The sequence below is a fragment of the Candidatus Latescibacterota bacterium genome (genome assembly GCA_019038625.1).
Lineage (GTDB): Bacteria > Krumholzibacteriota > Krumholzibacteriia > Krumholzibacteriales > Krumholzibacteriaceae > JAGLYV01.
Window position 1 is genome coordinate 1 of the sequence record JAHOYU010000209.1, and the last position, 12,732, is coordinate 12,732.

Annotated in this window: 7 protein-coding genes; 3 read left to right on the forward strand and 4 right to left on the reverse strand. The window is 52.5% G+C overall.

Features of this window, described 5'->3' with window-relative positions; translation table 11 throughout:
- From KOO63_14095 to KOO63_14110, 4 genes are all read right to left on the reverse strand, one after another.
- On the reverse strand, positions 1-3,077 hold a 3,077-nt coding region (locus tag KOO63_14095; protein ID MBU8922944.1), incomplete at its 3' end, for a LamG domain-containing protein.
- A 250-nt stretch (positions 3,078-3,327) separates the two neighbouring features.
- Positions 3,328-5,715 (reverse strand): T9SS type A sorting domain-containing protein, encoded by a 2,388-nt coding sequence (locus KOO63_14100; GenBank protein MBU8922945.1) that lies wholly within the window; start codon positions 5,713-5,715, stop codon positions 3,328-3,330.
- 190 nt (positions 5,716-5,905) lie between these two features.
- Complete coding sequence (locus KOO63_14105) at positions 5,906-6,526, reverse strand: T9SS type A sorting domain-containing protein (protein MBU8922946.1); 621 nt, start codon at positions 6,524-6,526, stop codon at positions 5,906-5,908.
- A gap of 275 nt (positions 6,527-6,801) precedes the next feature.
- The gene (locus tag KOO63_14110; protein MBU8922947.1) at positions 6,802-9,252 is read right to left on the reverse strand and encodes a T9SS type A sorting domain-containing protein; all 2,451 of its coding nucleotides are present in this window, start codon (positions 9,250-9,252) and stop codon (positions 6,802-6,804) included.
- Between the two features lie 455 nt (positions 9,253-9,707).
- Here KOO63_14110 and KOO63_14115 point away from each other — a divergent pair, with 455 nt between their 5' ends.
- The 3 genes from KOO63_14115 (at position 9,708) to KOO63_14125 (ending at position 12,627) form a co-directional block, all read left to right on the forward strand.
- On the forward strand, positions 9,708-10,691 hold the full coding sequence (locus KOO63_14115) for a hypothetical protein (protein MBU8922948.1): 984 nt from the start codon (positions 9,708-9,710) through the stop codon (positions 10,689-10,691).
- Between the two features lie 36 nt (positions 10,692-10,727).
- Positions 10,728-11,894 carry a patatin-like phospholipase family protein gene (locus KOO63_14120; protein MBU8922949.1) on the forward strand — a complete coding sequence of 389 codons (1,167 nt, stop codon included), beginning with the start codon at positions 10,728-10,730 and terminating at the stop codon, positions 11,892-11,894.
- A 268-nt stretch (positions 11,895-12,162) separates the two neighbouring features.
- Positions 12,163-12,627 (forward strand): DUF805 domain-containing protein, encoded by a 465-nt coding sequence (locus KOO63_14125; GenBank protein MBU8922950.1) that lies wholly within the window; start codon positions 12,163-12,165, stop codon positions 12,625-12,627.
- Positions 12,628-12,732 lie beyond the last annotated feature (105 nt).

The window sequence follows — 12,732 nt, forward strand, 5'->3', positions numbered from 1 at the left end:
TTTGATTTTGTTCTTTCGCATTTGTTCTTGCCGACCAGTCCCCCGACATTCGAGCCGCTGGATGATACGTGACAGGTAGCGAAACAATTCGATATCTTGCTGTCATAATAAGTGACTCCTGCAAGGCCACCTACATTGGAATGTCCTTTGACCCGTCCGCCTTCCACACTGCACCCCGTGATTCTGGCGGATCCGAGGTGCCCGACTATTCCGCCGACATTATCGCGTGCCTCACCCTGGATATCCGGATCGATAAGTGCGAGGTCATTGATGTGAGTATCAGATCCACTTGCTGAACCGAAAAGTCCGATATCGCCAGTCAGATTTGAGATCCGTTTTCCTCCTCCGTCGAATACACCGGTGAACCTTGTTCCGGGGATGCCGATCGGGTTGTATGAAGGACGTCCGTCGACTCCATCATAACCTGCCATGTCCAGATCGGATTCCAGGAGGAAATGTTTGTCCCAGATGCATGGATTCAATCCGATCGAGTTCAGTTCCTCTTCGTTGCTGATCAGGTACGGATCAGCTTCACTGCCGCTTCCATCAAGGGATATCTGGCTGCCCAGGGGAGATCCAGGCCCATCTTCCCAGGCGAGTCTCGGTGTATCGTTTCCTTCATCGATCTTCCATATTTCACCACAACCCCATCCAGGGTATGAGTCCGCGCTACGCATTTCTGCGGTAGTTCTTCCCACGCCGCCGATGCTTGTTTCCATGGAACTCGTCTCGGTGTTCCAGTAACTGCGGAAAACATCCAGTTCATCGCCATAGCCTACGAGCCCCCCGCTGCTTTCTCCATCCTGCACAAGTCCTGTCGAATAGCAGAAACTGGCATGGCCGAAATTAAAGCCGATGAATCCTCCAGCTCTTTCATCGGCTGACACACTACCCTCGCTGTAGCAATTGGATGTGAATACACGCAGGTATCCGATCAATCCACCAGCGGTGGATTCAGCCGAGACATTGGCGGTTGAATAACTATTGCTGACAGAACCTCCATAATTGTATCCAACCAGGCCGCCGACGAATGACGATCCCTGAATCTCCCCGCCATCGACGCCACATCGTGTTATATTGGCACCGCCCTGGTATCCTACAAGCGCTCCAACCTTCGATCCGGACCCGGCGGAAAGTGAGGGGGCGATCAGCCTGAGATCTCTGATCTCACCACTGCCAAAGAAATGGCTAAACAGTCCGATTCTGTTGACTCCTGCTGCCTGGATGGAAAGGTTGGCTATTGAGTGGTGATCACCGTCAAATGTGCCAATGAAGGTCCCGATCATTTCATAGTTTGGATTATCATCCTGGCCATCGAACCCGGACATGTCGATATCGTTCATCAGGATGAAATTACTGAACTTCAGACAGGGGATGGCACCTATCAGGTTCATATCCTCGGCGGTGTAGATCCGGTATGGATCATCAACCTCTCCTGAGCCCTCGAAATAGTTGAAGAGGGACATGATCTCTCCGGCTTCGGTCTCCCAGGCGAGTCTCGGCCTGTCATTTCCGATGTCCATCCTCCACTGGTCGTAGCAGCCCCATCCGGCATATGTCGCTCTCTCCATCATTTCCAGAGATGATTTCCCATATCCCCCGGAGCTTGAGGTAACGGTGCTTGACTCTATGTCCCAGTAGCTGCTTGTCACTTCCATCGGGCGTCCATATCCGAGAAGCCCGCCGGTGTTTTCCTGCCCCTCTACGACTGCAGTGGAGTAACAGGATATGACTTGCGCTTCGCAATGTCCGATAGCTCCGCCGGTATAATCATTGCCCGTGACGCTGCCTTCAGAATAAGAGTGTTTTATCCAGCCTGAAGTACTTTTCCCTGCCAGGCCACCTGAATATGTGACGCCCTCGACATCAGTGGAAGAGATCGATTCCTCAATTACGCCACCTTCCAGCAGTCCTACAAGTCCTCCTGTACAGAAACCGCCGGTGACATAGCCGCCTCTTACCGCGCATTGTTGAATTCTACCTCCCGAAAGCACTCCTGCGATGCTCCCGATATTGGAGCCGTCATGCGATCGAATGAGAGGGTCCTGCATCGTGAGGTTACTTACCTTCCCGACCAGGACTCCGAACAGGCCGACGTTATTATTTGCTATCGAATTGTACGTGAAGTTCGATATGACATGCCCATTGCCGTCGAATTCTCCTCTGAACTCGGGGATGACCTTTCCCTGAATGCAGTCTTCAATTCCACCCGGCCCACACATGTCGATATCGTTCACAAGCTTGAAAAACCGATATCTATACTGGGGGTTATCTGCGAGAAAAATGAGGTTTTCGCGGGAGCTTATCAGGAATGGATCTTCCCTCGTTCCGGAGTTCTCCGAGAGAGTAAAATCTCCGATGATATCGCTTTCGTCCAGAGTTACATTGTAGATGCGGACATCATCAATAAGTCCTCTAAAGGATTCATCTCCATCAGTGTCATCGTTCCTCATCCCGATCAGAATTTCCGGTACGGGGTCATTTTCGTTCCATCCGGTGACACCGATAGATAAGTATTCACTGCCTATATGTTGTTTGTCGATGTACAGGTCGGCTTTTCCTCCTCTTAAGGTAACAATTATGAGGTGCCAGAGGCCATCGCCATCGATATTGACGGATTCCCATTTAACAAGCCGTGGAGCGAAATATCTGAAATAGTGAAATTCGATACTGTTATTATCTCCATCCGAAAAGATTCCATAATGTCTTTGCAGGTCAGATCCTTGAGAAGTCCTGAGTACTACCCAGCCCCGGTTACCTTCTTCCTGTTTTACCCATGCGGACAGGGAAAAGTACATCGTAAGGTCGAATATTTCCAGGTCCTCGCACTGAATCCTGATGCCATCCGGCGAACCATTGAATTTCAGAGCTCCGTTTATTGCACCCTCGGCGGGCTGCCATTCCGGTGAGCCGACCAGCACGCCATTTGATAACCCTCGAATATCTTCGAGGGCAGAATCACCACCATCTTCGTCGAGTCGCCATCTCCCCAGCAATCCGGTCTGCGCAAAGCTGTTTGCTGGCGAATACACGATCAGTATCAATAAAAGGACGATAATAGTTCTGCATTTGAACATGAGTCTGCCCCTCTCCATGTCGGCACGATGTAATTTATACTATTTGAATTCAGGTAAAACTTCCCCAAGGGGAGATAGTACAGCAACGAACGTTTGTCAGCAAATAAAAAGGTTTGCTGGATCCAGGATCCGCAGAAAGTATAGTGCCCACATCATCATATCGGTTGGGCCGCTGGCATTTACATGCAGGATTACGGCAAGTCTCATGGCATAGGCTTGGCGGACGCATCATAACTTCCCACCCCGCCGTCTAGCGGAGGAGGAGCATTTTTCGCGTCTTATCAAAGCTTTCCGCCGTGAGGCGGAAGTAGTAGACGCCACTCGCTACAGGCACTCCCCGGGAGTTCAACCCATCCCAACGCTCTACAAAATTCCCCGCGTTTCGTTCTTCATCGAGTAAGGTCCTGACAAGTCTCCCGGATGTATCATATACCGACAACTTCACGCGTGAAACGCTTGCGAGGCCAAAAGCTATCGAGGTGCCTGGATTAAAGGGATTTGGATAATTCTGCGCCAGATACGCCGCTCCCGGTACGTCCGGTAATTCCTCGCCCGTCACGTCGCCGGGACCTGATACGGCGAACAGACTCTCGTTTTTGTGAACATCGATGGCCGAGACCTTGTACCAGTACTCGTCTTCCCATGTCCATGTCACGTCGAACCACTCAGGGTCCATCGGTGTTGCTAACATGAGGGGGGAAGTGGGTATGAAATCCTCGCTCGTCCCTCTGTAGACGACATAGTGGGAAAAGTCATTCTCGGAGTTTGGATCCCATGTGAGGGCGAGTCCCTCCGGAGCATACTGCTGCTCCCCTGCGATCCCAGCGGGCATCGCCGGAGTCAGATTATCGACCGAGTGTCCGCTGTCCGGAGCGCTCGCGTACCATATCGCGGGATCGGTAGTATGCCCGGTCACCATGTACACAGACTTCGGTGTCTTGTTGCTTACGGAATCTGCAAGTGTCGGGACGCGGCAGCTGTACGTGTCCATCTGGGCCGCATCGAAGCTTGCGACAAGCTCCCATGTCCCCGCAGGAACGACGCCGCCCCCCGGCATCAGCATGAATGTTCTGCCGTCATGTATGGAAACTACGGGTACACCCGGACCCTCCTGAGCGGACGACGCGGCCATCGATCCTAACTGCTGCCAGACGTCGTAACGTCCCAACTGGAGTGGTTGGGCGTTATCGTCCCTGTCCGATGCGTCGATCTCAAGTCTGACATATCCCCCCTGATCGTCCGGTACGTCCAGAACGTCCGCGATGACCGGCTCCGGCGCGGACGTGTCGCCCAGCGCGTCGATATATTGAGCGAACACGTCCTCGATATTTGCGCCGCGGTTGTCGATGATCGTGGCGAATAACCCGCAGGCTCCGTCAGAAGCGATATCGTAGTCATAGAATCTCAGGTCTCCTACGAGCACTTCCACTCCGTTCAGGTCCCACCGGATACCACCCGTTATATCCACCTTCTGGGCAAACAGCGAGGGATCGTGCCCATCGATCCATAGAGTGATGAAACCTGTTTCACACGGAAGAAGCCGGGGAAAGTCGTTATCAAAATCGGTCTCGATTATAAGCGTTCCGTCCGTACCCCATAATGCGTTTCCGAATTTATCCATTCTCTGTGCGTAGATCACACGACCCGAGTCCCTCTCGTCCGACCAGGCTATGAAGACTCCTCCATATCCGTCTTCGATCATGTCGGCATTGCGCTGAATATGGCTCTCGATGCAGACCTCCCTCGTCCACTCAAGAGCGCCACTCGCGTCGACCTTAACAAGGAAAAAATCGTACTGCCCGCTTACATCGAATCTGTAACAGACATATGCACCGCCATATCCGTCCGCGGCGACGACAGGTTCCTCCATTACAGTGTGGCCCATAATGACAGGTACTCCATCGGGGTTCCAGACCGCTCCTGAGGCGAATATCCGTTGAACGAATATCTCGACATCTGATGGATCGGAGCGTCGGCTCTCGAACGCCACAAGCGCCCCTCCGAACCCGTCGCAGACGAGCGAGGGTGCTGTCTCTTCTGACGATGCGTCGGAGACGACCACATACCCTGGAGGATCGTCCCATGCTATGTCACCGTTTCTGTCGATCTTCTGTGCGTATATATGACCGTTCGGATCCTCCCAGACCATCAGGCAACCCCCGGCACCGTCCGGAACCGTCAGGAAATCATCGAAATAATCGGCCAGGATCGCTACACCGTCGGTCATCCAGAGGCTGGCCCCGTCCACGTCGATCCGCTGAGCGTAGACAGTCGTTCCGTCAGTGAACCAAATGAGGATTGCGCCGCCCGCGTCGTCCGGGACCATGGCGATCATCCTGTGATCACCCCAATCGCTGACCTGAATTCCTCCCGATGGCCAGTATTCATTTCCAGCCCCGTCAAGACGCTGGGCGTATATCTTTCTCGGCATCGATCGCGAATCCTCCCAGGCGACTATGCACCCTCCAGCTCCGTCGTAGACGATCTTCGGGGCTGCCTGCGTATATGTGTCGCTTGTGAGGGAGAGTCCCTCGGTTGGCCACGCACCTTTCACCGCCGCGGCCGCCGCGACCACGCATACAGTGAGCACGAAAATCACTTTTAAGGATCGCTGAAATGAATTGAATAAAGGACGCATGAGAATCACTCCTTCCGGCAGGAATGGAATCTATTATCAGATAATGAATAGAAAACAGGTCCCAATCAAATGACGGCCTGTATTCTACCATAAAAACAGGAAGTTTTCAACGCTGCAGGGGATTGCGATTTCATCCTTCAGGACATGAACGTTCTGAATAATATGTCGATCAACGGCCCATCGACCCACCCTACCGCATCAGGATCAATTTCATCGTGATCTCTTTGTGGCCTGCACGCAGGCGACAGAAGTAGACGCCGGCGGCCACCAGGCTTCCCGAGTCGTTCTGGCCGTCCCAGTCCTTCCCGTAGGAGCCGGCTTCGAGAGTCGAATTCACAAGATCGCGTACCAGCCTGCCCTCCACATCGTAAACGGAGAGGGAGACTTTTCCCTTCTCTGCCACGGAGAATCGCAGTTCGGTGGAAGTGTCGAATGGATTCGGGCGATTTGTATGCAGAGCCGTCGGAACCGCGACTGCCAGATACTTTTTGGTCTGGAACAGGATACGCGAATCCCCGCACACAGGATGATACACGATGCGATAACGATACGATGCTCCCGGCTGGCAATCCGTGTCGGAATATCTGAAGGTGAGTTCTCCCGAGGCGACCCGAATCTCGCTGATCTCCCTGAAATTACCTCTGGAAGACGGGGAACGCTGTACGGAAAAGACGGCACCTTCAACGCTTGCGGTGAGGAACCAGTCGAGACGGATGGAGCCCTTTCCCCGAAGGACGCTATGGCTGTAGCATATGGACGCGCCAGCCTTTACTGGAGTATCGAGTTCCTCTGTGAGATCAAACTCTTTCAATCCACTGGTACCACACCCGGACAAAAAGAGCCTATAATCATGCCGACTACAACTCCACGCAGTCGCCGCATCGGACACCTCCTTACCTGAGACCACGTTCGCACAGAAGCGAACGGATGGATATCTACCTGGTATCGGCGTGGTGGATGCGATCGGTGGACGGTGGCTAGTGATTCTTGTGGGAAGCGCTTGTAGCGAATCTGTTCACCGATAGAAATATAATACATCTATCTATCTAAATCAAGATACAAGGGCGACGGACGATGAGAGGCTGCTTACTTGAGCAGCACCATCTTTCGCGTCTCCACAAACATCCCCGCAGTCAGCTTGTAAAAGTACACTCCGCTCGCCGCACGTGTGCCGCCAGCAGTCAGGCCATCCCATTGCTCGTTGTAATGTCCCGCAGGCAGCGTGCCATTTACCAGCTCTCTGACAAGTCGTCCGGCGGGATCATAGATCCTCAGCGTCAGCTGCGAAGCCTCACGCAGACCGAAACGTATGGTTGTCGCCGGGTTGAACGGGTTCGGGTAGTTCTGCGCGATGTAGGTCGACGAAGGGACATCCGGCGGATCCTCACCAGTCAACTCGCCGGGTCCGAATATGGCATACCCGCTGACATTCTCATGCACATCGAATGCCGCGATCTTGTACCAGTAGCCGGATTCCCAGTCCCAGTTGCTGTCGAAATACTCGATCTCATCGACAGTGGCGATGAAACTTGCGGAACCGGGCACGAAGGTCGCGTATGGCGCTCTGAAGATCAGATATCCGCCGAGGTCGGGCTCTGTGTTGGCGTCCCACGAGATCTGCAGTCCCTCAGGAGAGAATTCCTGCTCGCCGATGACTCCCATCGGAGTGGCGGGGGCGAGGTTGTCGACCGAACGGGCGCTGTCAGGATCGGAGGTGAACACTACCAGAGGATCGGCCGTATGCGCCGCGATCTGGAAGTAGTGCCATGCGCTTGTCGCATCGGACGAATCAAAATTCGTGGCTACTACCCTGGAGTAGCTCTCGTAATACTGCGCCGTCTGCGAGTCGATCAGTTCCCAGAACCATGTCGCGCCGGCCAGAGTCTCGATTCTGATCACCGGTTTGTCCGGATCGACAAAGATGTCGGTGAAGCCATCGGACATTCTCACGCCTCCCGCCTTCATCATTGCGACGGCCTCTGCCGTCAGCGATTTCCAGATAGTGTAGTGAGTGATCTCCTGGTTGGGGACGGGGTCGAGGTAGCTCGAGTACCAGGAGAGGTCGATCTGTCCGCCCTCGTCGCCGGGTACGTCTCTTGCGGCATTGATAGAGGGTTCGGGGCTGGCGATATAGCCGTTTCTGTCTATTCTCTGCGCGTAGAGGTCCTCGCCATCGAGGGAGAGATCTTCCCAGGCCATAAATGCGCCGCCGTTTCCATCGGAGATCATTTCCATTCTATCGTGGCTGTTTCTCTCCGAGCACACCTTGATGCCGTCGGTGTCCCAGAGGCGGTTGCCGTCAGCGTCCAGCCTCTGAGAATAGATCCTCGGCTGGTAGTCACCGAGCCTGTAATCCACCCAGGAGATAATAGAGCCGCCCGCGCCGTCCGGTACTATTTTTGGAACCTCCTGACCGTCCCAATCTCCGCAGACAGCTACGCCATCATCGGTCCAGACCGGTCCCAGCTGGAAATCATAGCATTGCGCGTAGATCCTGTAGGGGCCTGACCGCGAATCGTACCAGCATACGACCAGCCTTCCCTGATCGTCGATTGTCATCTCGTTGCTGAATAGCAATGCTCCATCGATCGAGCAGATCTCGGCACCGTTTTCGCTCAGTTGCGGAGAAGAGAGGTAATAGTACTGGACGTAGATATCTTTCGTGAGATTTCTGCCATCGTACCAGCTTATGGCGAAGTGAAAATCGTCCATCCTCACGATCTTCGGCCAGTTCTGATATCCATCCGCGGTGCAGACTGGCGTTCCACCTGAAATGGTCGTGATATTACCGTCGCTCTCGATATGAGCGTAGTAGGTATCCCGCAAGCTTGTCCCCATGTCTCTTTCATCACTCCAGACGATGATCGCTCCGCCAGCCATATCCGTGATGATATTGATTTTTGCCTGGTCACCCGATTCAGTGCTGATCGCTTCTCCCCATACCGTCCAGTATAGGGTTCCAGCGCCGTCTACCCTTCGGGCATAGATGTCGATGCCGGTGCCGTTTCGCTCGTCCTCCCAGGCTACGATCGCTCCACCCGTCCCGTCGGGGACGAGCATGGGTACTCGCTGGTCGTCTGGAGCGGTGCAGAGGGCGAAGCCTCCCGAGCTCCATTGCAGGACGCCGTCGCCGTCGAGTTTCTGCATGTAGATGTCGTAGTTGCCGGACCTGCCGTCCTGCCAGACTATCACCGCGCCGCCGTCGCTGCCGGGTACTGCCTGGGGATAATACTTGTATCCTGCCGTACTGCATACCGATACTCCGCCTTCAGTCCAGAGGGCGTTACCGCGGCTGTCGAAGCGCTGGGCGTAGATCATCTGATGGCCGGAGATACGCCCGTCCTCCCAGACGACTATGGACCCGCCCTCGCCATCCTCGGTTATACAGGCGGTTTCCTGGTCGTAGCTTTCAGTAGATACGGGAGTGCCGCCGAGATCCCAGGCTGCTAATGTCTGTAGTGTCGGCGTGAGTGCTAATGTCAGTGCGCAATAAGTGCATATCAGGAAAATAACCGGAAGTAAACGTCTGGCTTTCATGATCTCCTCCTCGGCGAGTAACATCTGGATATGTAGTAAATCTGTTCCCTCAGAAATGTCTGAATCGAATGTGAGGATTATATCATGAATGGAGGGTGTTTTCAAGCAGGGGGGTGGGGGTTTGTATTGAGCGATAAACGTCATATACTACATTCCTGATCTAATGGAAGGGATATTTGACAATCGTTGCGACTACAATCTCGACGACAGGCAAAGTCGTTCTTTCAGTGTGTGTTAAGTAATATGGGCCTGGCCCTGGCCGCATGTCTGCACACGTAACCATTTATTTACATATGAGTTACGGGAGATTTTTCTTGCTGACTTCTCAAAATACATGCTAAAGTGTCTCTGCGGTTTAACGGGTTACATCTTTCGCACAACACTGAAAATCGACGATCCAGGATAGACGAATCGGTATCCACTATGACTATCCCTTTGCGCAAGGAAGGTAGGAGATGAAGCATGAATCCGCTATACGGCTGGTGGTGGCCATCGTACTTGTGTTTGTTGCCACGACTACGCGGGCCTCGGTCAGACAGGACAGAGATTTCCCCAAGACAGGAGTGATTACTAATCCGAGCAGGAATAATCTGGTGGTGAGGGAGTACCCACCTGATGTGACTGCGTTTTCCTACAAGCTCGCCGAAAAAGTATGTTCTGTAGGTGTCGGGACCATTTTCGAAGCGATAAAGGAAGTCAGGATCATCAACGGGGAAGTCTGGTACAGGGTGCATATCGACAATATGGATATAAGTAATCCATCCCCCGATTGGGATGGAAATGACATAGAAGGCTGGATAGCCGGCAGAATCAAGAAGACGTGGGTCGTGTCCTTTCTGCCTGAAGATATCAAGCGTTACTCCAGGCGGCTAACTGCTGTCCGTATGCCGGAGCTTTCACCTGACCCTGAAGATGGCCGGACGATAGTAGTCGAGGCGGCAACTGAGGCGGAGGAGGAATCCTCGGAACCCGATTCTTCGGAATACTTTCCACCAGCAGGAGAGGAGCCCGGAGATATTGAATTTGCCGGGCCATTGACGGGGGAGGAAGAGGATACAGCCGTAGTCGACACTGCGGAGCCTGTCTTTGGGACGGGCGAGTATGTGGACTCGGATCAGGGAGGTTTCTCAATTCTTCTCAGGTATCTCCTGCTCCTTCTGGGAAGCTGCACCGCTGTCGTCGTGCTGGCGATAGAAAAGAACCAGAGCCTGAACATAAAGAAGTGGTTTTCACCGATCATACCTTTCGAATTTGTGATTCTCGGCCTGGCGAACATCATCTTTGTAGCGCTTCTGCTCAACACTTTCGTCGAGAGAAGCGGATCATCAATCGTCTTTGAATGCATCTCAGTGTTCGCGGGTCCGAATTTTGGATTCGTCTTCCTCGGATTCATCATATCCGTACTTTTGCTGAAGTTCATGGCGTTTGCCAGGAAATGACCTATCAACACCGATCCGATCACTGGAGGTATAGAAATGTCAGAAAAACAGGGTGCCGGGTTGACTCTTTCGGGTGGTGGTGTCAGGGCGGCGGCGTTTCACGCAGGCGTGTTGAAATGGCTTGCGGAGAGGAATGAACTCGAAGAGATAGTGTATATCTCGTCGGTATCAGGAGGAAGCTTGTTCACCGGCCTGGTCTTCCATTTTAATGATTATAAATGGCCCTCGTCAGGGGAGTATCTTGAAAAGGTCCTGCCCGCGATTTCCAGGCTTCTGACAGGAAGGTCCTTGCAGATGTGGACATTCCTGAATCTCATATTCAAGCCGAAAAATTGGAGATTTCTTTTGTCGAGGGCAAATGTGATATCCGACACAATCGAATCGCTCTGGGGAGTCCGGGCTGTCGTGGGCGACCTGCCTGAGTCGCCTGTCTGGGCGGTGAACGGGACCACCGGTGAAAACGGAAAAAGATTCAGGATCAAGGGTATCGATGCGGGGGATTACGAGGCCGGATATGCGGACGTCCCGGATTTCAAGGTTGCTGACTCGATGGCTTTATCCGCTGCCTTTCCGGTCGGCATAGGGCCGCTGGCCTTTAAAACCGGCTCGTATAAATGGAGAAAAAGGGTAAGATGGGATTCTCCTGAAATGATCGAGAATTACAAGATTCCTTTCAGAAAACTTCATCTCTACGATGGTGGGGTATACGACAATCTCGGGTTCGAGCCGATATTTGATGTCGGTGACCAGTCGATCAAGAACAAGAAACATGTCAAATTGGACAAGATCCTTGTTTCTGACGCGAGCTGTGCCCTTGAGAGATGCAGGATCCCAGGCCCTCTGAACCTTCTGAGGATCAAGAGACTGACCGACATCATGCTCGATCAGATCAGATCACTTCGTGTCCGCGCATTTGTAAATTTCTTAAAGACTAATCCTGGAAAGGGCGCATATTATCAACTCGGATCTGATCCGGTGCAGGTCATTACGAAACATGGAAACGCCAGTAATCCAGAGATCAGGGAGCTGCTGGATTCAAATTGGCTCGACATGGATAAACGCAAAATCGCGGCGGAGTATCCCACGACTCTCAGAAAGATGGGGCAGGTCGATCTGGAGATACTTGTACAGCACGGCTACGAGACGGCGAAATGGAACGACCGCCTCTGGGAAATAAATATAACTGAAGGTCACGATATGTAAGCGCGGGTGATGGTCAAGGCGACATCCCTTGAAAACAGCTGAGATCGATGGTACAATCCGGGCCACACTAAAGGGCTGGACTATATAATAAATAACATCTCATTGTGTTTTGATTTTTGATGCACAGAGGTAATGCTCCGCTGGCAGGTGTCGGATATTCGGACACGTTTGGGAAATTGATATTGGTAGAGTGCAAGTGTTTGTATTCGTGTATACCAGTTGGTCAACCCATTATTTATTACTGGTTAAATAACGAAAGGCGAGTGCCATGTACGAAGGAAGATGGAACAGGGTCAGGTATTTCAGCGCTATCTTCGTAATGAATTTTATTTCGTATGTTATTGCATCCATTGCGGGAGCGACTATAGGTCAAGATGCTGTTTTGACGCTCCAGGTGATATTATGGCTGGTGAGCATAGCTGTCGCGTCGATATTTGTTGTAAAACGCATGCACGACCTGGACCGACCAGGAGTCCACTACTGGTTGCTCTATATTCCTCTTTACAATCTTTATGTGGCATTGGTCCTTTTATTCGTGAAAGGGACAGCCGGACCTAACAAGTACGGGGAGGATCCGCTGGACAAGCAGCTCGTCTCAAAAAGTAAAAACGAAAAAGAAAATATAAAGAAAAAGGCCAGGACCAATCCGGCCTGTGTAGAATGCGGCAGGTTGAACAACGAAAATGCGATGACATGTGACAACTGCGGACATAGTCTTATAATTAATGGTTAGTCTGGTTTCAGGAACTTGACCGTTATGATCGGAACAAGCAGGCCCGACGTTCTGGTATTCCAGATTTGTTCCTTCATCCCGTGCCCACTGGATTCCCTTGATTTC

Coding starts and splice junctions, on each gene's coding strand:
- KOO63_14100 (MBU8922945.1), bottom strand. CDS start 5,715: ATGCGTCCTTTATTCAATTCATTTCAGCGATCCTTAAAAGTGATTTTC.
- KOO63_14110 (MBU8922947.1), bottom strand. CDS start 9,252: ATGAAAGCCAGACGTTTACTTCCGGTTATTTTCCTGATATGCACTTAT.
- KOO63_14115 (MBU8922948.1), top strand. CDS start 9,708: ATGAAGCATGAATCCGCTATACGGCTGGTGGTGGCCATCGTACTTGTG.
- KOO63_14120 (MBU8922949.1), top strand. CDS start 10,728: ATGTCAGAAAAACAGGGTGCCGGGTTGACTCTTTCGGGTGGTGGTGTC.
- KOO63_14125 (MBU8922950.1), top strand. CDS start 12,163: ATGTACGAAGGAAGATGGAACAGGGTCAGGTATTTCAGCGCTATCTTC.